This window comes from Mycobacterium sp. E3305 (assembly GCF_001666785.1).
Classification (GTDB): Bacteria; Actinomycetota; Actinomycetes; order Mycobacteriales; family Mycobacteriaceae; genus Mycobacterium.
Genome location: NZ_LZJA01000033.1, coordinates 1 through 21,462, shown reverse-complemented (window position 1 = coordinate 21,462; position 21,462 = coordinate 1). Strand labels below are relative to the sequence as shown.

Sequence of the window (21,462 nt, the reverse complement as noted above, 5' to 3'; positions counted from 1 at the left end):
GAGAGAAGGAAAACAAGTGTCCGTTGGCCTGGGCATGCCGGACGCCCCGGCGCCCACGCTCGCCCCCCGCCGCAAGACGCGCCAACTCATGGTGCGCGATGTCGGCGTCGGCAGCGACCATCCGATTTCGGTGCAGTCCATGTGCACCACCAAGACCCACGACGTCAACACGACGCTGCAGCAGATCGCCGAACTGACCGCCGCCGGCTGCGACATCGTGCGGGTGGCCTGCCCGCGTCAGGAGGACGCCGACGCGCTCGCCGAGATCGCGCGGCACAGCCAGATCCCGGTGATCGCCGACATCCACTTCCAGCCGAAGTACATCTTCGCCGCCATCGACGCCGGCTGCGCCGCGGTGCGGGTTAACCCCGGCAACATCAAGGAATTCGACGGCCGGGTCGGCGAGGTCGCCAAGGCGGCGGCCGCGGCCGGCATCCCGATCCGCATCGGCGTCAACGCCGGCTCGCTGGACAAGCGGTTCATGGAGAAGTACGGCAAGGCCACCCCCGAGGCGCTGGTCGAATCCGCGCTGTGGGAGGCCTCGCTGTTCGAGGAGCACGGCTTCGGTGACATCAAGATCAGCGTCAAGCACAACGACCCGGTCGTGATGGTCGCCGCCTACGAGCAGCTGGCCGCGCAGTGCGACTACCCGCTGCACCTGGGCGTGACCGAGGCCGGTCCGGCGTTCCAGGGCACCATCAAGTCCGCGGTCGCCTTCGGTGCGCTGCTGTCGCGGGGGATCGGCGACACCATTCGCGTGTCGCTCTCCGCGCCGCCGGTCGAAGAGGTCAAGGTCGGCATCCAGATCCTCGAGTCGCTGAACCTGCGGCCGCGCGGTCTGGAGATCGTGTCCTGCCCGTCCTGCGGGCGCGCCCAGGTCGACGTCTACACCCTGGCCAACGCGGTCACCGCCGGGCTGGACGGCCTCGACGTCCCGCTGCGGGTCGCCGTGATGGGCTGCGTGGTGAACGGCCCCGGCGAGGCGCGCGAGGCCGACCTGGGCGTCGCGTCGGGAAATGGCAAGGGACAGATCTTCGTTCGCGGCGAGGTGATCAAGACCGTGCCCGAAGCGCAGATCGTCGAGACACTCATCGAGGAGGCCATGCGGCTGGCATCGGAGATGGGAACCGATCACGGTCCTGACACAACATCAAGCGGTTCGCCGATCGTGACCGTAAGCTGATGGGGTCCGATTTCCCGGTCCTTTAGTTCGCAGCACAGAGAGTTCGCCAGATGTCGGCTCCGCCCCTCTTCCGCCTTGTCGGCGAGCGACGGGTGTCGGTGGTGCGTGACGCCGCCGCCGTCTGGCGGGTGTTCGACGAGGATCCGGTCGGGTCGTGCATGGTCGCGGCCCGGGTGGCGGATCACGGCATCGACCCCAACTCCATCGGCGGGGAACTGTGGACCCTGCGCGGCGCGGACGAGTCGCTGTGCTTCGCCGGCGCCAACCTGATTCCGCTGCGGGGCACTCCGGCGGACATGGACGCCTTCGCCGACGAGGCGATGGGCGGAGCCCGCCGTTGTTCCTCCCTGGTCGGCCGGGCCGATCTGGTGATGCGGATGTGGGAACGGCTCGAGTCGGCGTGGGGCCCGGCCCGGGACGTGCGCGATCACCAGCCGTTGCTGGCGCTGTCGCGCCACCCCAACTGCGACATCGACACCGGGGTGCGGCAGGTCCGGCCGGACGAGCTGGACGCCTACCTGGTGGCCGCGGTGGACATGTTCATCGGCGAGGTGGGCGTCGACCCCCGCATCGGCGACGGCGGCCGGGGATACCGGCGCCGGGTGGCCAGCCTCATCGCGGCGGGCCGCGCGTGGGCCCGCTTCGAACAGGGCCAGGTCGTCTTCAAGGCCGAGGTGGGCTCGCAGTCGCCGGGCGTCGGGCAGATCCAGGGCGTATGGGTGCACCCCGAGTGGCGGGGCCTTGGCCTCGGCACCGCAGGGACCGCGACGGTGGCCGCGGTGATCGTCGGCAGCGGGCGCACCGCCAGCCTCTACGTGAACAGCTTCAACACGGTGGCTCGCGCCGCGTACGCCCGGGTCGGCTTCGCCGAGGTGGGCACCTTCGCGACGGTGTTGCTGGACTGACCCGCTTGCCGCCGAACGCCCGGGGTCCCGGGCGCTGGGCGGTCGCCGCGCACTCGGCGGAACGCCCGCGTTACATCACGGTCCGATCTCGGTGTGTCGACCCCGGTGCCGCAGCCGAGCTTCATAACATCTGTACCAATGGTCACAAAAACCCCACTGGTAATCGTGGCGGCCGGGTTGCTCGTCGCGGCCGTCGCGACGTCCGGGTGCACCCCGCGACCCGACGGCCCCGGCCCGGCGGCCGAAAAGTTCTTCGCCGCCCTGGCGATCGGCGACACCGCCACGGCCGCCCAACTCAGCGACAACCCCAACGAGGCCCGCGAAGCGCTCAACGCCGCGTGGGCGGGGCTGCAGGCGAGCCACCTCGACACGCAGATCCTCAACGCCAAGTACGCCGAGGACACCGGCACGGTCGGCTACCGCTTCACCTGGCACCTGCCCAAGAACCGGACCTGGACCTATGACGGCCAGCTGAAGATGGCGCGCGACGAAGGCCGCTGGGAGGTCCGGTGGACCACCACCGGCCTGCACCCCAAACTTGGCGAGCACCAGACGTTCGCCTTGCGCGCCGACGCGCCGCGGCGCGCCTCGGTCAACGAGCTCGGCGGCACCGACGTGCTGGTGCCCGGCTACCTGTACCACTACACGCTGGACGCCACCCAGGCCGGATCCGGAGCCGCCCTGATCGGCACGGCGCACGCGATCGTGGACGTCCTGCGCCCGTTCAACGGCACGCTGGCCGACCCGCAGTTGCTCGCCGAGCAGGCCAGCTCGGCGACTCAGCCGGTGGACCTGGTGACGTTGCACCCCGACGACAACGACAAGGTCTTCCCGGCCATCGGCCGGCTGCCCGGCGTCGTCGTCACGCCTCAGCCCGAGATCCTGCCCACCGACCCGCATTTCGCCCCGGCGGTCATGGCCGAGGTGAAGAAGGCCGTGGTCGACCAGCTCGACGGCGAGGCGGGCTGGCGGGTGGTCAGCGTCAACCAGAACGGCGTCGAAGTCGAGGTGCTGCACGAGGTGGCGGGTTCGCCGGCGCCGTCGATCTCGATCACGCTGGACCGGGTGGTGCAGAACGCCGCGCAGCGCGCGGTGGACACCCGCGGCGGCAAGGCGATGATGGTCGTGATCAAGCCGTCGACCGGGGAGATCCTGGCGATCGCGCAGAACGGCGGGGCCGACGCCGACGGCCTGGTGGCCACCACCGGCCTGTTCCCACCGGGTTCGACGTTCAAGATGGTCACCGCTGGCGCCGCCGTCGACCGCGACATGGCCACCCCCAACACCATGCTGGGCTGCCCGGGCCACCTCGACATCGGGCACCGCACCATCCCCAACTACGGCGGCTTCGACCTCGGCGTGGTGCCGATGTCGCGGGCGTTCGCCAGTTCCTGCAACACCACCTTCGCCGAGCTCAGCAGCAAGATGCCGCCCCGGGGCCTGACGCAGGCGGCCAGCCGGTACGGCATCGGGCTGGACTATCAGGTGGACGGCATCACTACGGTGACCGGGTCGGTGCCCCCGACAGTCGACCTCGCCGAGCGCACCGAAGACGGTTTCGGCCAGGGCAAGGTGCTGGCCAGCCCGTTCGGCATGGCCCTCGTGGCGGCCACCGTCGCGGCAGGCAAGACGCCGACGCCGCAGCTCATCGCGGGCCGACCGACCGCGGTGCAGGGCGACACCACCCCGATCAGCCCGAAGATGGTGGACGCCCTGCGGCCGATGATGCGGCTGGTGGTGACCAATGGCACCGCGAAGGAGATCGCCGGCTGCGGGGCCGTCTACGGGAAGACCGGTGAGGCCGAATTCCCGGGCGGATCGCACTCCTGGTTCGCCGGGTACCGCGGCGACCTGGCGTTCGCGTCGCTGATCGTCGGGGGCGGCAGCTCGGAATACGCGGTCCGGATGACGAAGGTGATGTTCGAGTCGCTGCCGCCCGACTTCCTGGCCTAGCGCCCAGCCCGGTAGCCCCTGCTGGGCGAGGGTGCGCAGAATGCCGCCCGCAGCGGCGTGTCGTCGTACAAACACGCACGCTCGCGACGGTCCCGGGGGCGGTAAATTGCGAACATGACGGATCCCGGCGGCGATATGGTGGCATTGCGGGTCTCCGACGCCGACCGCAACGGCACCATGCGGCGACTGCACAACGCCGTCGCGCTTGGGCTGATCGACATCGACGAGTTCGAGCAGCGCTCGTCCCAGGTGTCGTATGCCCGGACCCGGGGCGAGCTGGACGGGCTGGTCGGCGACCTGCCCGGGCCGGGCGCCATCGTCACCTCCGCCGCCGACCGGGTGGAGCTGCGCGGCTGGGCCGGCTCGCTGAAACGCCACGGCGAGTGGACGGTGCCCACCCGCCTGGCCCTCGTCCGCCGGCTGGGCTCGATCGAACTCGACCTCACCAAGGCGCGGTTCGCGGGCCCGGTGGTGGTGATCGAACTCGACATGAGGGGCGGCTCGGTGGACATCCGGCTGCCCGACGGGGCGAGCGCGTCGATCGACGACGTCCAGGTCTATGTGGGCAGCGCCCGCGACCGCCGCAGGGACGCCCCCGGCGAGGGAAGGCCGCATGTGATCCTGACCGGGCGGGTGGTGTGCGGCTCGGTGACCATCCGGGGACCGCGGCGTTCGCTGATCCGCGGCCGGCTGGACGGTTTGCGTCGCGCATGACTCGGCCCGGGAGGTTGGCGTGTCGCCGCCCTCGGTGCGCGCCTCGACGCCGAGGATGCACACGCAACGGCGCCGACGCACCCGCACCGACGGCGCCGCGGAGTGAGCGTCGCTAAGCTGGCCCCATGCCTGCTCGCACCGCGCTTTCCCCGGGAGAGTTGTCCCCGACTCTGCCGGTGCCCGTCCGCATCCCGCGCCCGGAGTACGCCTGGAAATCCAGCGTGCGCGAGGGCAGCGAGCCGTGGGTGCAGACGCCGGAGGTGATCGAGAAGATGCGCGTCGCCGGCAGGATCGCGGCCGGCGCGCTGCAGGAGGCGGGCAAGGCCGTGGCGCCAGGGGTGACGACCGACGAACTGGACCGGATCGCCCACGAGTACATGATCGACCACGGCGCCTATCCATCGACCCTGGGCTACAAGGGCTTCCCGAAGTCGTGCTGCACGTCGCTCAACGAGGTCATCTGCCACGGCATCCCCGACTCGACGGTGATCGCCGACGGGGACATCGTCAACATCGACGTCACGGCCTACATCGACGGGGTGCACGGCGACACCAACGCGACGTTCCTCGCCGGCGACGTGTCCGAGGAGCACCGGCTGCTCGTGGAGCGCACCCGGGAGGCGACGATGCGCGCGATCAATGCCGTCAAGCCGGGACGGGCGCTCTCGGTCGTCGGCCGCGTCATCGAGGCCTACGCGAATCGGTTCGGCTACAACGTGGTTCGCGACTTCACCGGCCACGGCATCGGCACCACGTTTCACAACGGCCTGGTGGTGCTGCACTACGACCAGCCGTCGGTGGCGACGATCATGCAGCCTGGCATGACGTTCACCATCGAACCGATGATCAACCTCGGAAGCCTGGACTACGAGATCTGGGACGACGGCTGGACCGTGGTCACCAAGGACCGCAAGTGGACCGCGCAGTTCGAGCACACCCTCCTGGTGACCGACACCGGCGTCGAAATCCTCACCTCCGTTTGAGGAAGCCGTGAACCCTTGAACGGGGCGCTGCTGGTCGCCGGCACCAGCTCCGACGCCGGGAAATCGGTGGTGGCGGCGGGCCTGTGCCGGTTGCTGGCACGCCGCGGCGTTCGGGTGGCGCCGTTCAAGGCGCAGAACATGTCCAACAACTCCGTGGTCACCGTCGAAGGTGGCGAGATCGGCCGGGCGCAGGCGCTGCAGGCGCGGGCGGCGGGGCTGGAGCCCAGCGTGCGGTTCAATCCCATCCTGCTCAAACCGGGCAGCGATCGGACGTCGCAGCTGGTGATCCGGGGCCAGGTCGCCGATTCGGTCACGGCGGCAAGCTATGTGAAGCATCGCGACCGCCTCGCGGGGATCGTCGCAGACGAATTGTCCGCCCTGCGTGCCGAGTTCGACGCCGTCATCTGCGAAGGCGCCGGCTCGCCGGCCGAAATCAATTTGCGCGCCACGGATCTGGCCAACATGGGCCTGGCCAGGGCGGCGGACCTGCCGGTGATCCTGGTCGGTGACATCGACCGCGGCGGGCTGCTGGCCCACCTCTTCGGGACGGTCGCCGTGCTCGATCCCGACGACCAGGCGCTGATCGCGGGCTTCGTGGTCAACAAGTTCCGCGGTGACCCCGCTCTGCTGGAACCCGGGCTGCGCCAGCTGCGGGCGATGACCGGGCGCCCGACCTACGGGGTGTTGCCGTACACCGACGAGCTCTGGCTGGACGCCGAGGACTCCTTATCGGTGGTCGCGCACCGCGTCGTCGGCAGCCCCGCGCCGCCGCGCGGGCGCGAGTGGCTGCGGGTGGCCGCGATCCGGCTGCCCCGGATCTCCAACTCCACCGACGTCGAGGCGCTGGCCTGCGAACCGGGCGTCATGGTGCGCTGGACTACCGATCCCGCCGACCTGGCCGACACCGACCTGATCGTGCTGCCCGGGAGCAAATCCACCGTCGCCGATTTGGCCTGGCTGCGCGAGCTCGGGCTGGCCGACGCGGTCACCGCGCACGCCGCGACCGGCAAGCCGGTGCTGGGCATCTGCGGGGGTTTCCAAATGCTGTGCCGGCGCATCGACGACACCGTGGAATCGGGGGCGCGCGAGGTCGCCGGGCTGGGCCTGTTGAACGCGGACATCGTCTTCGGCGAGGCCAAGGTTCTGCGTCGCTGGCCGCAGCCCCTCGCCGGCTACGAAATCCACCACGGCCGCGTCTCGCGTTGCGCCGAGGAGAGCTGGTTCGGCGCGGAGGGCGGGCGCGACTGCGAACCACACGGCCTCGCGCGGGGCGCGGTCTTCGGCACCCACTGGCACGGGCTGCTCGACAACGACGACTTCCGACGCGCGTGGCTTACCCGCGTCGCGGCCGCGGCGGGCCGTGGCGGGTTCGTCGTCGCCCACACCGACGTCTCCGCGCGACGCGACGCTCAGCTGGACACAATCGCCGATTTGCTGGCCGCCCATCTCGACGTCGACGCGGTTCTGGGCCTGCTCGACGGTGTGCCGCCACGACGACCGCATATCGCAACTCGGTTGCGGCCGTAGGGCATTCACGCGCATGTGCGCACACGGCAATCGAATTTACGGCGACGCAAAACCCGTTGGGCGCGCACGGAATTCGACAAATCCTCGCGCGCGCAGGCCGATCCGCTGTAGCGTGCGTGAATGCCCTCCATGATGACCACGCTCGACGGGTTCCCCGTCCCGGTAGCGGTGGCTGGTCCCGAGCAGGGCGTCGTGGTGGCCATCCTGGGGGACGAGGAACGAGTTCCCGCCGCGTATGACGCGGTCTGCGAGCGTCTGCACACGGCATCGCTTCGGACCGTCGTCATCGGCCTCGACCCGCGCCTGACCCCCAAATCGGTGATCGGCATCCTCGACGCGCTGGGAATCGGCTGGGCCGTCGTGGTGGGCGACCGCGCCGGCGGCGACCTGGCCTGGGAATTGGCGGCGACGAAGCTGGGCCGGTTCGTCGGACTGGTCGTTATCGACCGTGGGCACCCGCGGGCCGCCGACCGCGACGGCGTGGTTCGCGACGACCACTGCCCGCCGGTGGAGATCGGCACCACCGTGCTGGTCAGCTCCCCGGCGGCGCGCGCGGTGGCCCGCGCCAGCCAGCAGTACGTCTACGCGGAATACCGTGTGGTGCACCTGGGGCGGCGCACGGTGCAGGAGTCGACGGCACAGTTGGCCGCCGAGATCGTGTTGCGCACCAGTACCTGGTAGCCACCCCTTCACGCCGAAGATCCACTCGCACAAGCGCTTTGCCCGGTCCTCCGCGCGCGGGCGGCGCCGGTCGGTGCGGGGCGGTACCGTGTCGAACGGAGCCCGGAGCGCCCGCGCTGAGCGGTCGCTCGACATGAAATCGGGGAAAGGACGCTCGGTTGTGAACGCCCGTGGGCGCCCGGTGGTGGGCCTGACCTCATACCTGGAGCGGGTCCGGACCGGCATCTGGGAGATGCCCGCGGGCTACCTGCCGGCTGATTACTTCCAGGGCGTCGTCATGGCCGGCGGGGCCGCGGTGTTGCTGCCACCCCAACGGGCGGAACCGCAGACAGTCGGCTCGGTCTTGGACGGCCTGCACGCGCTCGTGATCACCGGGGGCTACGACTTGGACCCCGCCGGGTACGGCCAGCGCCCGCATCCGAGCACCGATCGGCCGCGCGTGGACCGTGACGCCTGGGAGTTCGCGTTGCTGCGCGGCGCGTTGGACCGGGGTTTGCCGGTGCTGGGCATCTGTCGTGGCGCGCAGGTGCTCAACGTGGCGCTCGGCGGCACCCTGCATCAACACCTGCCCGACGTGCTCGGACACGACGGGCACCGGGCGGGCAACGGGGTGTTCACCAAATTGCCGGTGCGCACGGTCGCGGGCAGCCGGCTGGCCGCCCTGGTGGGGGAGTCCACCACCGCGCAGTGCTATCACCACCAGGCGATCGACCAAGTCGGCGAGGGTCTCGTGGTCAGCGCCTGGGACCCCGACGGTGTGGTCGAGGCGCTGGAGCTGCCCGGGGACAGCTTTGTCCTTGCGGTGCAATGGCATCCGGAACAGTCCCTGGACGACATGCGCCTCTTCGCCGCGATCGTGGACGCCGCGCGGTCGTATGCGACGCGCGCGAGCTGAGCGCGGCTACGCGACCGTTCCCCGGCAGACCGCCAGCGGCGCCGTGGCCGCCGCCCACGCCTGTGGTACCGACAACCCGCCGACCGGCGTCGCGCGGCCGACCGCCACGGTGATCGTCGCGTCGGCCGCCGCACCCCGATTGGGCAGCAGGCATTGCAGGGCCGCCGCCTTGTTGAGCGAATTCAGGTGGGCGATCGCGACCCCCGACGGCGCCGTCAGGGAGCTCAGTTTCGACAGGGGAGAGGTCACCGACGCGAGGGAGACGTCGAACGTGGCCAGCGGGGACGAGGACAGCGTCCGCAGCGCGCCGGGTGCGGCGGAGATCAGCTGCCGGCCCGTGGCGACGACCTCCGGCGCCGACTCCAGCGCCCACGTGCCTTGGGCTGGGCCGCCGGGCGGCAAGGTGAACGGGGTGATGGCCGCGGCATCGGCCGAGGCCTCGGCGTAGGCGTACATGGCCGCGGTGTCCTGGGCCCACATCCGTTCGTATTCGGCCTCGGTGTCGGCGATCGCGGGACCGGCCAGCCCCAGGGGGTTCGCCAGGATCAGCGACCTGCGCAGCACGCGGTTGGCGCCGATCGTCGGCGGCGGCACCGTCGCCGCCAGCGCCGTCTCGTGCGCGCTCGCGGCCGCGGCGGCCTGGGTGGCCGTCTGCTCGGCCCGTATCGCCGTGGCGTCGAGCCATTCGACGTAGGGGAACGCGCCTCCCGGCGCGGGTGCTGGCCCATCCCAGCCGGCCACCAGCTTCGCGGTCACCGCCCGGTAATCCGCGACCGCGGTGTGCAGCCGAACGGCCAGCCGGGCCCAGGCGGCCGCGGCTTCGGTCATCGGCCCTGAGCCGGGGCCGTCATGGAGTTGGCCGGAAACGATTTCCGGCGGAAGCGTGGTGAAGTTCATTGCTATCTCTGCCTAACGACGGCGCTCTAAGCCCGGAAATTGGACTCTTCTGTTGGGACGTAGGCACGGGGGTTACAGGCCTACTTGCAACGGCGGCAGTGCAACGACGGCGGCTGCCGCGGCTTGTCGAGCGCTCAGCAACGAGCGACGCAGAGCTGCGTCAACAGATCCCGGTGAAGTGGTGGTGCCGCGGGAGCACGCGACGGCGGGCGCGGTAGCCGAAACACCGCGGCCGCGAACGAGGCCGGTAACGGCGACCCCACCGACGGTGGTGACGAGCGGGCCCACGTCGGCGGCCGATCCCGCGTCATCCATGCGTTCTTGGTGGTGCTGTGATGCATCGGCGCTGAGCCGGTTGAAAAGCGTTGTGCCGCAAGGCTTATGTCGCCCGCACGCCCGAGTGCCTGGCCGACCCCGGGGCGCGCGGCTTCGTGGGACACACCCGGGTGCGGCGACCCGACGCCGGCGACCGCGGCCCCGCGCGATGCCCAGCCCGAGGTCACGGCGCAGAACACGCAAAGCGCCGCAACGATGGCGATGGCTGACCGCCATCGCCGGTCTCTAGGTGCGCCTCCGACTGCCACAGTGGCCCGAATTTACAACACGAGGCTTGGCGGCCAAGGCGTGCGAGCTGTGAAAACGATCAAAGTCCGGTGTGGGTTTCACGATCGCCCGACCTTGCGGCGCCGGGGTGATATTGGCCACTGGCCCATCGGGCAATCGCGGTGCCGCGCTCGGCGGGCGGCTGACGGTGGCAGCGACTAGCGGTCGGCGGCAGGGGATTTGAAGGCGATGAGCGGGATGGCTATCTCGGCGGGTGTCGCCGCACCGTGAAATCCTATGAGGCGGGCCGATTCCGGCGGCTCGTGGCCCGTTGCCAGCACGGCGGCATCGCCGGTGCAGACGGCGACGACATCGCCGATTCGTGCCAGGTGGGCCGGGTTGACCGGACCGAACATCCCGGCGGCCACGGCCTGCTCGCGGCTGTAGATGTCCGCCCTGCCGTCGAGTACTGCGCTCCAGGCCGCCTGCACGTCCGCCGCCGCCCCGGGCTCGGTGTGCAGGTAACGCACCCGCGGCTCGCCGGCGACCACGCGGATCCCCGCGCCCAGCCGTGGGTCGGTGTCGAGGTCGACCCGGGCGCCGGGTGGAACGTTGAATCCGCCGTGGTCGGCGGTCACCAGTAGCGCCGCGGTCGGGGGGAGCGCGTCGACCAGCCGGGTCAGCAGCGTGTCGACCTGGACGGCCGCGTCGTGCCATTGGGACGATCCGACGCCGAAGGCATGCGCGGCGGTGTCCAGGGCGGCGGTGTAGCCGTAGACCAGGCCGGGTCCCGCACGCAGCTCGTCGACGACCCGCTGCGCGTTGTCGTCGCCCGGCTGGATGGGGCGGAATTCGGCGCCCCGGTACGCCGCGTCGGTCAGCCCGCTACCCATGAACGCGGCCGGCAACACAGCCCGCGCGCTGATGCCGGCCCGGTTGAGCCGCCCGAACCAGGTCGGTAACGGCTGCCACTCGGTGTGCGGTGGGTCGTCGCGCCACAGGATGTGGTTGATCACGCGATCCGAGCCGGGGACGTTGAGCGTGAAGCCCAGGATCCCATGCTCACCCGGTTGCGCCCCGGTGCCCATCGACACCAGGCTGGTCGGGGTGGTCGACGGAAAGGTGCAGGTCAGCTCCGTGAGGCGGCCCAGCTGGCCCGCCGCCACGGCGGCGAGCAGCGGCGCGCTGCCGGCCAGCTCGCCGAGCAGGTGCCAGCCCAGCCCGTCGACCAGCACGACCGCGACGCGATCGATCTGTTCGGAGCCGGCCCAATCGGACAGGCCCAGCTTGTCGACGGCGCCCGGCGCGCCGAGCAGCGCGGCGGCGGCGGGCAGCACGTCGCAGAGGGAACCGGGCACCGGGCCAGTCTGGCACGAAATTAGACGTGCGCCAGTCGCCGGCTTGTCACGCGCAGCTGCCGATCGGTCGCGTCGGCGAGGGAACGGGCCTGCCGCGGGGAGAGCCGGCCGCACAGCCGCCCCCAGTGCAGCGCGACCTCGTCACCGGGGGCCACGTCGGGCACGGCGCTGTAGCCGTCCGTCCAGACGTCGAAGGTCCGGGGCGACGGTTCGGACAGCGCGAGCGCCTCACCGTCGAGCACCAGTTGCCGGCACCGCACCTGGATCCGGTCGTGGTCGCGGCTGAGCACGGTCCCCCAGGTGATGCGGCAGTTGTCGAGCACGTTGAGCGGATGCTCGTCCATGCCCCGGCCCAGAAACCGCGTCCACGGGTACACGCCGAACACGTGAAAGCTGTGATTGGCGGCGGCCTCGCCCGCGAGGTCCGGTGTCAGGTGTGACCAGTAGCGGCCCGCCTGCGGGCCGATGATCGCGAGCAACGCGTCAAAGAAGCCCTGCGGGTCCAGGTCGGCCCCGACGCCGCCGCCCAGCCAGTACGACTCGACGAGCCGGTGGTCCAGCGGGTCGGCGATCCCGGTCAGCGCCGACAGCACCCGCAGGTATGGCCATGCCCCGGAGAACCTGGCCGCCGCCCGGCGCACCTCGTCCTCGGAACCGTCGCGCAGGGTGGCGCCCAGCGGGGGGCCGCAATAGCCCAGCGCGTTGGGCGCGTGGGCGTAGCGGGCGAACATCTCCACGCCGCTTTGCGAACCGCCGGCGTCCCGGGTCAAGCGCGCCCCACCAGCTTGACGGCGTCACGGTGCATCCGGCCGAAGTTGTAGTAGGCCGCGCAGGCCCCCTCGGGGGACACCATGCACGTGCCGATCGGGGTCTCCGGGGTGCACGCGGTCCCGAACACCTTGCATTCCCACGGCTTCAGCACGCCCTTGAGCACCTCGCCGCACTGGCATGCCTTGGGGTCGGCGACCCGCACGCCCGGCATCGAGAATCGCAACTCGGCGTCGAATTCCGCGAAGTCGTCGTGCAGCCGCAGCGCGCTCTGGGAGATGAAGCCCAGCCCGCGCCATTCGAAGTGGGGACGGAGCGCAAAAACCTTGCCCATCAACGCCAAAGCGGCCGGGTTGCCGCGTTCGGGCACCACGCGTGTGTACTGGTTCTCCACCTCGCAGCGGCCCTCGCGGATCTGGGTCAGCAGCATCGCGACCGCGGCCAGGATGTCCAGTGGCTCAAAACCGGCCACTACCAGGGGCTTTCGGTACACCTCGGGAACGAATCGGTAGGGCCGGTTGCCCACCACCGTCGACACGTGCCCGGGGCCGATGAACCCCGACAGTCGCAGGTCCGGCGATTCCAGGATGGCCTTGATCGGCGGGACGATCATCACGTGGTTGCAGAACACGCTGAAATTGGTCAGCCCCTGTTCGCGCGCCCGTACCAGGGTCACGGCCGTCGACGGCGCGGTCGTCTCGAAACCGATGGCGAAGAACACCACATGCTTGTCCGGGTTGTCGAGCGCGATCTTCAGCGCGTCCAGCGGCGAGTAGACGAACCGCACGTCGGCACCGCGCGCCTTGGCGTCCAGCAGGCTGCCGTTGGAGCCGGGGACGCGCATCATGTCGCCGAAGCAGGTGAAGATCACGTCGGGCTGGCCGGCCAGCCACATCGCGTCGTCGATGCGGCCCATCGGGATCACGCAGACCGGGCACCCGGGGCCATGCACGAGTTCGACGTTCTCGGGCAGCAGGTGCTCGATGCCATGCCGGTAGATGGTGTGCGTGTGACCGCCGCACACCTCCATGAACTTGAACTGCGCACCGTCGGTGCCGGCAAGTCGCCCGATGGCGCCCAGCAGCTTTCGCGCCGCGGCCGGGTCGCGGAACTCGTCAACGAATTTCATGACGGTCCTTCCTTCTCAGACGATCGACGACGAGTCGAAGGCTTGAATCTCGGTGTCGTAGGCGTCGCCGAGTTTCTGGACGGCCGCGAGGGTGAGCAATGCCTCGGTCTCGTCGATTTTGGCCATCGCGAACCCGACGTGGACCAGTACCCAGTCGTCGGGCTCGGGCATGTCGTCCTCCAGCAGCCGCACGCTGATGGTGCGCTGCACCCCGCTCACGTCCACCTTGGCCAAATAGTTTGCGGGATCGGTGATCTCGACGATCCGACCCGGAATGCCCAGGCACATCTTTTGTACTCCTCTCTGGTGGCGACCCGCTGCGCCCGGCTCCGCCGCGCTTGCGATCGCCACGCTCTCAACAGATCCGCGGCAGGGGATCTCCGACGAGCATGTCGACGATCCGCGTGCCGCCGAATCCGGTTCGCAGCACCACGCTTTCGGCTGGCTCGGCGACGATTTCGCCGACCTCGGCCGCGCCGGTGCCCAGCGGGTGCGACCGCAGCGCGGCCAGCCCGGCGTCCGCCTCCTGCGGCGCCACGACGGCGATGAACTTGCCCTCGTTGGCGACGTACAGCGGGTCGATACCGAGCAGCTCGCAGGCGCCGTTCACCATGGGCGCCACCGGAAGCCGCTCCTCTTCGAGCAGCACGCCGAGGCCGCAGGCCTGGGCCAGTTCGTTGCACACGGTGCCCACCCCGCCCCGCGTCGCGTCGCGCATCCACCGGGTGGACGGCGCGGCCGCCATCAGCAGCTCCACCAGGGGGCTGACCGACGCGGTGTCGGAGGCGATGTCGGCCTCGATGGCCAGGTCGCCGCGCGCGAGCATGACCGCCATGCCGTGGTCGCCCATCGACCCCGACAGCAGCAGCTTGTCACCGGGCCGCACCGCCGCCGCAGACAGCGCGCGCCCCGCGGGAATGACACCGGCCCCGGCGGTGGTGACGAACACCCCGTCGGCGGCGCCCTTCGGCACCACCTTGGTGTCGCCGGTGACGATTCGCACGCCCGCCGTGGCGGCCGCCGCCGCCATGTCGGCGACGATCTCCTTCAACTCGGCGATGGGAAAACCCTCTTCGAGCACGAACGCCGCCGAGATCCACGACGGCACGGCGCCGGCCATCGCGAGGTCGTTGCAGGTGCCGTGCACGGCGAGCGCGCCGATGGAGCCGCCGGGAAAGCGCCTGGGCTGCACCACGAACGAGTCCGTGGACATCGCCACGCGCTCGCCGCCGGGCAGGGTCAGGACCGCGCTGTCACCGAGTGACTCCAGCAGCGGGTTGCGAAACGCCTCCATGAACACGGCGTCCACCAGCGCCGCGGAGGCCTTGCCGCCCGCGCCGTGCGCGAGCGTCACGTGGTCGTCGAGGAGGCGGGGGCGGCGCCTGCGGAACGATTCGATCCGCTCGATCACCTCGCCCTCGGCGAAGCGTGGCCCCGACGAAAGGTATTCACCCGCCGACTTGTTCATGCCGCCCCCAGACCGTGCTCGCCGCGGAGATGTTGATGCACGCTCAGCCACAGCTGGTAGCCCAGCAGCGCCTGCGATTCCTGGATCCGGTGCACGCTTTGCGAACGGACGATGAAGCAGGCGTCCACATCCGGGTTGTTCGCGAAGGCGCCGCCGTCGTAGCCGGCGAATCCGATGGTGTACAGGCCGCGCTGACGCGCTTCGGCCAGCGCGGCGAGCAGGTTGGGCGAGCCGCCGCTGGTCGACATGGCGATCGCGATGTCACCGGCGGTCGCGCGGGCGATCAACTGCCGGGCGAACACCAACTCGAATCCGACGTCGTTGCCCAGCGCGGTCAGGATGGCCTGGTCGGTGGTCAGCGGCCACGCGGGTAACGGCTTGCCGACCGGGGGCCGGGCGAACAGCCTTGCCAGCGTGGTGGAATCGGTGCAGCTGCCGCCGTTGCCGAAGGTGAACATCCGCCCGCCCGCGGTGAAACGGCGCGCCAGCTCGGCGGCCGCCTGACCGAGCAGTGCGGCGTTGGCCTCCAGCGTCGATCGCCGCAGTGCCAGGCTCTCGGCGGCCTTGGCCTGCGCCGACGCGGCCAGGTCGGCCAGCAGGGAGGCGGGATCGTCTTCCTGGGCGTCGATGAACGGGTACAGGAAGTTGGTGGGTTCGTCCGCGGGACTCATCGGCCCTCCTCGTCTTCCAGTCTGCCGATCGCCATGCCCGCGTGCACGAGGATCAGCTCGCCGGCTTCGACCGGCTCGATCAGCGTGGTCACCACGGTCTCCACGCCCCGCGCGGTGCGCACGACGGCGTGCCCGTCGGCCGACGCGGTCACCGCCTCGCCGGGGCGTCCCTCGTCGCTGCACGTGACGCAAACCGACTCGGAGTGTTCGGGTTTGAGCAGGCCGGGGTGTTCGAAACATACGTGGGTCAGCTCCCACAGCAGGTGGTAGAACAGCACGAAGCCACCGGTCGCGGGCACGCGCGGGTCGGGGTCGTCGAGCCACAGCACGTGGTCGGCCATCCCCGCAGGGGGCCGTTCGCCGCTGCCGATCCAGATCGTCGTGGCCCCCCACGCGGGTGCGCGCCGCATCACGGAGCGGACCTGCGCCTCGTCGGCGCCGGCAACCGCGACCACGATGTCGCCGGGGCGTACCGAGACCCGCACCAGGTCCACGAGGTCGGGCCCGGTCAACGCCACCGCGGGCAGCGCTCTTTTGCCCATGATGACCGGGTGGACGAATTCGACCGCGATGTGCAGCGCGTGCGGTTCCCACGACGGCGCGATGGACCACATGGTGGCGCCGGCGGCGAAGCGCCTGGCCAGCGTGAAGGCGGTGGCGGCGAGGTCTTCGGCCAACTCGGCGCCCAGCCCGCGATCGATGGCCGTGGTGGTCATGGGTCAGCCCTCCTCCTGCGCGGTCAGCATGGCGATCGCGGCCTGGCCCAGGGCGAGTCCGCCGTCGTTCGGCGGCACGGCGTGGTGGGTCAGCACCTCGAACCCGGCCAGCCGCAACCGTTCTCGACATGCTCTCAGCAACAACACGTTCTGGAACACCCCGCCGGTAAGCCCCACCAGCCGGGTGGTGCCGGCCACCTGGGCGACCGCCTCGGCGACGGCGACCGCGACGGCCCGGTGAAACGCCGCGGCCAGCGGCGCGGGTCGCGCGCCGGCGCCGAGCGCGGACACCAACGCCCGCACCAGGGGGGCGGGGTCGATCACCCCGTCGGCGCGCACGGTGAGCGGCAGCGGCGGCCCGTCCTGCGCGTCCGCCGATTCCGCCAGTGCCTCCAGCTCGATGGCGGCCTGGCCTTCGTAGTCGATGCGGTGCCGCACCCCGAGCAGCGAGGCGACCGCGTCGAAGAGGCGGCCCATGCTCGAACAGGGCACGCATCCGGTTCCCGTCTCCAATTGTGAACGGGTGATGCGTAATTCGTCTCGATTCGCGGCGGCGACGGGCGCCAGGTCGGGGGTCCAGCCGATGCCGGCGGACCACAATTGGGACAGCGCCATCCGCCATGGGTTGCGCACCGCGGTGTCACCGCCGGGCAGCGGGACCGGCAGCAGGTGGCCCGCCCGGACGAATCGGTGGCTGTCGGTGCCGAGCCGCAGAATTTCGCCGCCCCAGATGGTCTCGTCGCATCCGTAGCCGGTGCCGTCGAAGGAGACGCCGATGACGGGTTCGCCGAGGCGTCGGTGCTCGGCCAGCAGCGACACGACGTGCGCGTGGTGGTGCTGAACGAGGTCCAGCGGTCGGACGTCCGCGCGACGCTCAGCCCAGCTTCGGGTGTGGTACCCGGGATGCAGATCGGCGGCCAACCGCGCCGGCTCGCCGCGTATTTCGCTGAGCTGGGTCACCGCCCGCTCGAACGCGCGCAGCGTCTCCCAGGTGCCCATGTCGCCGATGTGCCCGGATAGGTACGCCCGCGGGCCGTCGGTGAGGCAGAACGTGTTCTTCAATTCCCCGCCGACGGCCAGCACGGGCGGGCCGGGGATATTCAGGTCGACCGGCAGCGGCGCGTAGCCACGGGAGCGGCGGATCGGCAGTTCGCGACCGTCGACCACACGGACCACCGAGTCGTCGCACGGGACATGGATCGGGCGGTCGTGGTCCAGGGTCGCATCGCAGAGCGCCGGAAGGCGCTGTGCCGCATCGTCGTCGGTGAAGCAGATGGGTTCGTCGGAGCGGTTGGCGCTGGTGAGCACGAGTGCGTCGGGCACCGGCGCGGGGGCGCCCGGGACGGGTGCGAGGAGCAGGTGATGCAGGGGGGAGTACGGCAGCATCAGGCCGAGCAATGGGCTACCGGGGGCGACCCCGTCGGCGACCGGGGCGTCCGGCCGGCGCTTGAGCAACACGATCGGGCGGGCGGGGCCGAGCAGCACCGCCGCCTCGGTGTCATCGACGTGGGCGTAGCGGCGCGCGACGTCAAGGTCGCGAACCATCACGGCAAAAGGCTTGGCGCCGCGAGCTTTTCGTATGCGCAGCGCGGCGACCGCCGTGTCGTCGGCGGCGGCGCAGGCCAGGTGGTAGCCGCCGATGCCCTTGATGGCGACCACGGCGCCCGAGGCCAGCGCGCGTTGGCCGGCCGCCAGCGCGGCGTCCGCCCCTTCGACGGGCCCCGCCGCCGACCGGAACCGCAGGGACGGCCCGCAATCGGGGCAGGCGATGGGCTGCGCGTGGAACCGGCGATCCGCCGGGTCGTGGTATTCGGCGGCGCAGCGTTCACACATGGCGAACCCCGCCATGGTGGTGGCCGGCCGGTCGTAGGGCAACTCGCGGATGATGGTGAATCGCGGTCCGCAGTTGGTGCAGGTGACGAACGGGTGGCGGTAGCGCCGGTCGCGCGGGTCGAACAACTCGGCTACGCAGTCCTCACACACCGCGACGTCGGGCGGAATCGGAGTCGTTCCACCGGGGGCGGCCCGGCTGGCCACGATCCGGAACCCCCGCCCGCAGCCGGCATCGGCGGCAACCTCGCGGACCGTAACGTCGCTGATTCGGGCCAGCGGCGGCGCCTCTGCGCGCAGGCGCCGGCCGAATTCGGCCAGGCGTGCCCGCTCGCCCTGCACCTCGACGAAGACGGCGCCGGAATCGTTCCCGACGAAACCGGACAAGCCGAGCTCGGTCGCGATGCGGTGGACGAAAGGCCGGAAGCCAACCCCCTGCACGACACCGGTCACGGTGAAGCGCTGCCGAATGTCGTCGTGCCGCAGCAGCAGGGGGGACGCGGTCATTTCAGCCGTCCTCCGGAAGGTCGAACGGATCGGTGCGGCCCCTGCCCATCAGCTCGAGGCCGGCCATCGCCTGCTCGGCGCCCTCGCGGTCCGTCTTCTCGACGGCGAAGCCCATGTGGATGATTATCCAGTCGCCGGGCGCGAACGTCTCTTCCGGCAGCATGCCGACGTTGACCTTGCGCTGTTCGCCGGTGACGTCGACCAGCGCGAGCTGGCCCTCGTAGCCGTCCAGCATCCGGATAACTTGGCCGGGGATCCCCAAACACATGGCTCAGCGGTCCTCTCGGCCGGCGGCAACCGGGTGTGACTGCAGCGCCGCGACGATCTCCTCGACGGCGCGCGCGGCGCGGGGAACCGCCCTGGCCACCGGTTCGGTGAGGCCGATGCCTTCCTCGACGCTGCCCGCCTCGCACCCGACGACGACCGTGTACGGGGGACTGCCGCCGAGCGCCCGCAGGCTGGCGAACACCGCGGCCGGATCCATGCTGTGACCGTCGAAACCGGTTGTGGCCGAATCCGATTCATGGTCGGCCTGGAAGACGTGCAACGTGCCCGGGTTGCCGCGGCTGGGCACGGCGTCGACGAGGACGAGCGTGTCCCAGTCCTCGAGCAGGTCGTAGGCCAGGTGCATGCCACTGATGCCGTAGTCGGTGACGCGGACACTCGGATCGTCCCGGGAGATCTCGGCGGTGCGGATCACTTCGGACCCGAAGCCGTCGTCGCCCAGGAAGATGTTGCCGATGCCGGCTACCAGGATGCGCGCTGTCATTCCCCGGGCCGGTTACATCCGCCTGAGCTTGAGGTACCGGCGAGCATCGGGCAGGGATACCACCCCAAGCACCAATCCGGCCGCGAGCACCAAAGCGATGATCGCGACGAATATCCAACCGAGGATCTCCATCTGAAAACTCCTTTCACGAGTTTGCCGGGCTGCGTTGACCTTCCACAGGCTCGATTTCGTCGGGGGAGAAGTACAGGTATCGGCCGTACCAGTCGTGCAGGTCGGCGGCCGGGTCGTCCTCGACGACGACGCCGACGTGCTTGTTGCCCTCGACGTCGGAGTGCACGGAGGTGACGCGGGCCGTCTTGCCGGCGACGAAGATGTCCTGCGCGTCGGCGTTTCGCCTCGGCCGCAACCGAACCTGGCTACCGCGCGCCACCCGGATCCCGTTCACCAACACCGCGTCGATTTCGGGACGAACCGCGTTGTCGGCCAGTGGGTCCCACCAATCGACCCCCTCGGGAACCTCCGGGACGAGACCCGGGACCGGGTCGCGCAACACACCGTGCAGGCGAGCCATCGCCTCGGGAGACATGGCCTCGCACTGATCGATGATCCGCGCCGCCCGCGGATCGGTGGCCCGGGCCTGGGCCTTCTCCTCGTCCGTCATCGTCATCACGCGCAGGGTGAGGATCTCGTCGATCTCCGTGCAGTCATACAGCGCGGTATCGCTCTGTTCGGCGACCTCCGGGTGGTCGTAGAGGATGATCGGCGAGATCAGCAGCGAGTCGTGTGCGCCGGGCGGGCCGGACAGCACCGGGAAGCAGCGATGCTGAACGCACCGGGACACCGCGTCGACCGCCGCCGGTGGTGGCTCGAGTAGCGAAACGAACTGCCCGCGCCCGAGTTCGGCGATGAGGTGCGTGCCGATCATGGACCGCGCGATCGCGTCGTTCTTGTCCACAGCGGCGGCGCCGACGTTGCGGACCCGCACGGATACCCGGCACAGGCCGCCGTCCGCCTCGCTGGCGACCGTCAACACGCCACGCACCTCCCGTCGTTGGCGCACCAGGCGCCCGCCATCAAGCGTCTCGACGTCCGTGCCCGCGTCCGCCGTCACCGACAGTGTCCAGGTTTGCCCGTCCAAGGCGACAGGGCCGAAGGACCTTTCGCACTCGACCGCCTCGTCCCAGGTGAGCCACGCACCACCCGGGGTCGTCAGCTCGTCGACGGGTTGGTATTCGCCGTGGGCGACTTCCCGCTCGGCCCGGCGGTGTTGGAGCTGCAGGAATCGCACCACCAGGTTCAGCTCCCCGGCCCCGTCGACCAGGAACTGCGCGGCCAGGCTGTCGTCCTCGCCCAGGCCCGCGTCCGCCGCCCCGGGCGGTCCCAGGACGCCGAATTGCCAGCGAGATTGGTTCTTGGTCGACGTCCCGCGGTAGGGATAGAGCAGGTAGCCCTCGTAGAGGACCGCGTCGGCGACGGCGCGGGCCCGGTCCCGATCCTCGGTCACCGCGCCGTCTCCCGGTCCGCGTCCAACAGTGAGGTGACCGCGTGGTCGAGGTCGAGCAGCCCGCGTGCGGACTTGTAGGCGGCCAGCGCGCTGATTGTTTCGTGACTCAGCCGCAGCCAGCCGGCGTTCGGATAGTGCTGGGCCATCAGCTGCCGCCAGACCGTGACCGGCATGTCGTAGCGGTATTCGCAGTCCCACGGGACCTGCTGGACCGAGAAGCCGCGTTCGGACTTAACGAAAACCGTTCCGCTGAAGAGGAATTGGAGCGGCAGCGCACCGTCGCGCAGCGCGTGCAGGTATTTGGCGGCGGCGACCTCGAAGTCGTAGGTGCAATCCAGGGGAAGCGCCGCCGTCGTGGTGCCGGTGAACCCGGGCACCATCGCGGTGCAGTGCTGCCAGAGGAAGGTGCGCTGGGTGCACGCCCAGCGTTCGCGCGGACCGAACAGGTCGGTCAGCCCCGCGGCCTCGTCGTCGGAGTAGGACCGCCGCAACGGCTCGAT

The 21,462-nt window shown here is 70.5% G+C and carries 21 protein-coding genes; 8 read left to right on the top strand and 13 right to left on the bottom strand.

Annotated features, from left to right (window positions below; genetic code table 11):
- Positions 1 to 16: 16 nt before the first annotated feature.
- The 8 genes from ispG (at position 17) to A5701_RS03770 (ending at position 8,841) form a co-directional block, all read left to right on the top strand.
- The gene (gene ispG / locus A5701_RS03805) at positions 17 to 1,183 is read left to right on the top strand and encodes a flavodoxin-dependent (E)-4-hydroxy-3-methylbut-2-enyl-diphosphate synthase (protein ID WP_067748711.1); all 1,167 of its coding nucleotides are present in this window, start codon (positions 17 to 19) and stop codon (positions 1,181 to 1,183) included.
- 50 nt (positions 1,184 to 1,233) lie between these two features.
- Entirely contained in the window at positions 1,234 to 2,088 is an 855-nt protein-coding gene (locus tag A5701_RS03800; RefSeq protein WP_067748708.1) for a GNAT family N-acetyltransferase, read from the top strand.
- Positions 2,089 to 2,226: 138 nt separating this feature from the next.
- The gene (locus tag A5701_RS03795; RefSeq protein WP_067748705.1) at positions 2,227 to 4,041 is read left to right on the top strand and encodes a penicillin-binding transpeptidase domain-containing protein; all 1,815 of its coding nucleotides are present in this window, start codon (positions 2,227 to 2,229) and stop codon (positions 4,039 to 4,041) included.
- A 114-nt stretch (positions 4,042 to 4,155) separates the two neighbouring features.
- Positions 4,156 to 4,755, top strand: coding sequence for a DUF1707 domain-containing protein (locus tag A5701_RS03790; RefSeq protein WP_067748699.1), 600 nt, complete (start codon positions 4,156 to 4,158; stop codon positions 4,753 to 4,755).
- A gap of 125 nt (positions 4,756 to 4,880) precedes the next feature.
- Entirely contained in the window at positions 4,881 to 5,738 is an 858-nt protein-coding gene (map, locus tag A5701_RS03785) for a type I methionyl aminopeptidase (protein ID WP_067748696.1), read from the top strand.
- A gap of 15 nt (positions 5,739 to 5,753) precedes the next feature.
- A complete protein-coding gene (locus A5701_RS03780; protein ID WP_067748693.1) occupies positions 5,754 to 7,265 on the top strand; it encodes a cobyric acid synthase in 1,512 nt (503 codons plus the stop codon).
- A gap of 120 nt (positions 7,266 to 7,385) precedes the next feature.
- Positions 7,386 to 7,946, top strand: coding sequence for an alpha/beta hydrolase (locus A5701_RS03775; protein ID WP_197499190.1), 561 nt, complete (start codon positions 7,386 to 7,388; stop codon positions 7,944 to 7,946).
- A gap of 133 nt (positions 7,947 to 8,079) precedes the next feature.
- Positions 8,080 to 8,841 carry a gamma-glutamyl-gamma-aminobutyrate hydrolase family protein gene (locus A5701_RS03770; RefSeq protein WP_067748687.1) on the top strand — a complete coding sequence of 254 codons (762 nt, stop codon included), beginning with the start codon at positions 8,080 to 8,082 and terminating at the stop codon, positions 8,839 to 8,841.
- A 6-nt stretch (positions 8,842 to 8,847) separates the two neighbouring features.
- On the opposite strand, the gene A5701_RS03765 is transcribed toward A5701_RS03770, so the two are convergent.
- From A5701_RS03765 to A5701_RS03705, 13 genes are all read right to left on the bottom strand, one after another.
- Entirely contained in the window at positions 8,848 to 9,738 is an 891-nt protein-coding gene (locus tag A5701_RS03765; protein WP_067748684.1) for a PPE family protein, read from the bottom strand.
- Positions 9,739 to 10,499: 761 nt separating this feature from the next.
- Positions 10,500 to 11,639 carry an alkaline phosphatase family protein gene (locus tag A5701_RS03760; RefSeq protein ID WP_067748681.1) on the bottom strand — a complete coding sequence of 380 codons (1,140 nt, stop codon included), beginning with the start codon at positions 11,637 to 11,639 and terminating at the stop codon, positions 10,500 to 10,502.
- Positions 11,640 to 11,659: 20 nt separating this feature from the next.
- Complete coding sequence (locus tag A5701_RS03755) at positions 11,660 to 12,409, bottom strand: DUF6390 family protein (protein WP_255396784.1); 750 nt, start codon at positions 12,407 to 12,409, stop codon at positions 11,660 to 11,662.
- Positions 12,406 to 13,536 (bottom strand): hydrogenase formation protein HypD, encoded by a 1,131-nt coding sequence (hypD, locus tag A5701_RS03750; protein WP_067748675.1) that lies wholly within the window; start codon positions 13,534 to 13,536, stop codon positions 12,406 to 12,408. The genes A5701_RS03755 and hypD overlap by 4 nt, the downstream gene beginning before the upstream one ends.
- Before the next feature lie 15 nt (positions 13,537 to 13,551).
- Entirely contained in the window at positions 13,552 to 13,824 is a 273-nt protein-coding gene (locus tag A5701_RS03745; protein WP_067748673.1) for a HypC/HybG/HupF family hydrogenase formation chaperone, read from the bottom strand.
- A gap of 67 nt (positions 13,825 to 13,891) precedes the next feature.
- A complete protein-coding gene (hypE, locus tag A5701_RS03740) occupies positions 13,892 to 15,004 on the bottom strand; it encodes a hydrogenase expression/formation protein HypE (protein WP_067748671.1) in 1,113 nt (370 codons plus the stop codon).
- Positions 15,001 to 15,675 carry an SIS domain-containing protein gene (locus A5701_RS03735; RefSeq protein ID WP_067748668.1) on the bottom strand — a complete coding sequence of 225 codons (675 nt, stop codon included), beginning with the start codon at positions 15,673 to 15,675 and terminating at the stop codon, positions 15,001 to 15,003. The genes hypE and A5701_RS03735 overlap by 4 nt, the downstream gene beginning before the upstream one ends.
- Positions 15,672 to 16,391 (bottom strand): HypC/HybG/HupF family hydrogenase formation chaperone, encoded by a 720-nt coding sequence (locus tag A5701_RS03730; protein WP_067748665.1) that lies wholly within the window; start codon positions 16,389 to 16,391, stop codon positions 15,672 to 15,674. Before A5701_RS03730 ends, A5701_RS03735 begins: the two co-directional genes overlap by 4 nt.
- A 3-nt stretch (positions 16,392 to 16,394) precedes the next feature.
- Positions 16,395 to 18,728: a carbamoyltransferase HypF gene (gene hypF, locus A5701_RS03725; RefSeq protein WP_067748663.1), complete on the bottom strand. Its 2,334-nt coding sequence runs from the start codon at positions 18,726 to 18,728 to the stop codon at positions 16,395 to 16,397.
- A 1-nt stretch (position 18,729) separates the two neighbouring features.
- Positions 18,730 to 18,996: a HypC/HybG/HupF family hydrogenase formation chaperone gene (locus A5701_RS03720; RefSeq protein WP_067748661.1), complete on the bottom strand. Its 267-nt coding sequence runs from the start codon at positions 18,994 to 18,996 to the stop codon at positions 18,730 to 18,732.
- Between the two features lie 3 nt (positions 18,997 to 18,999).
- On the bottom strand, positions 19,000 to 19,497 hold the full coding sequence (locus A5701_RS03715; protein WP_067748658.1) for a hydrogenase maturation protease: 498 nt from the start codon (positions 19,495 to 19,497) through the stop codon (positions 19,000 to 19,002).
- A gap of 145 nt (positions 19,498 to 19,642) precedes the next feature.
- Entirely contained in the window at positions 19,643 to 20,962 is a 1,320-nt protein-coding gene (locus tag A5701_RS03710) for a hypothetical protein (RefSeq protein ID WP_067748655.1), read from the bottom strand.
- The coding region (locus A5701_RS03705) for a DUF6084 family protein (protein ID WP_067748651.1) at positions 20,959 to 21,462 on the bottom strand (504 nt) is incomplete at its 5' end. The genes A5701_RS03705 and A5701_RS03710, both read right to left, overlap by 4 nt.

Coding starts and splice junctions, on each gene's coding strand:
- A5701_RS03800 (WP_067748708.1), top strand. CDS start 1,234: ATGTCGGCTCCGCCCCTCTTCCGCCTTGTCGGCGAGCGACGGGTGTCG.
- A5701_RS03795 (WP_067748705.1), top strand. CDS start 2,227: ATGGTCACAAAAACCCCACTGGTAATCGTGGCGGCCGGGTTGCTCGTC.
- A5701_RS03790 (WP_067748699.1), top strand. CDS start 4,156: ATGACGGATCCCGGCGGCGATATGGTGGCATTGCGGGTCTCCGACGCC.
- map (WP_067748696.1), top strand. CDS start 4,881: ATGCCTGCTCGCACCGCGCTTTCCCCGGGAGAGTTGTCCCCGACTCTG.
- A5701_RS03775 (WP_197499190.1), top strand. CDS start 7,386: ATGCCCTCCATGATGACCACGCTCGACGGGTTCCCCGTCCCGGTAGCG.
- A5701_RS03770 (WP_067748687.1), top strand. CDS start 8,080: ATGAAATCGGGGAAAGGACGCTCGGTTGTGAACGCCCGTGGGCGCCCG.
- A5701_RS03765 (WP_067748684.1), bottom strand. CDS start 9,738: ATGAACTTCACCACGCTTCCGCCGGAAATCGTTTCCGGCCAACTCCAT.
- hypD (WP_067748675.1), bottom strand. CDS start 13,536: ATGAAATTCGTTGACGAGTTCCGCGACCCGGCCGCGGCGCGAAAGCTG.
- A5701_RS03745 (WP_067748673.1), bottom strand. CDS start 13,824: ATGTGCCTGGGCATTCCGGGTCGGATCGTCGAGATCACCGATCCCGCA.
- hypE (WP_067748671.1), bottom strand. CDS start 15,004: ATGAACAAGTCGGCGGGTGAATACCTTTCGTCGGGGCCACGCTTCGCC.
- A5701_RS03735 (WP_067748668.1), bottom strand. CDS start 15,675: ATGAGTCCCGCGGACGAACCCACCAACTTCCTGTACCCGTTCATCGAC.
- A5701_RS03730 (WP_067748665.1), bottom strand. CDS start 16,391: ATGACCACCACGGCCATCGATCGCGGGCTGGGCGCCGAGTTGGCCGAA.
- hypF (WP_067748663.1), bottom strand. CDS start 18,728: ATGACCGCGTCCCCCCTGCTGCTGCGGCACGACGACATTCGGCAGCGC.
- A5701_RS03720 (WP_067748661.1), bottom strand. CDS start 18,996: ATGTGTTTGGGGATCCCCGGCCAAGTTATCCGGATGCTGGACGGCTAC.
- A5701_RS03715 (WP_067748658.1), bottom strand. CDS start 19,497: ATGACAGCGCGCATCCTGGTAGCCGGCATCGGCAACATCTTCCTGGGC.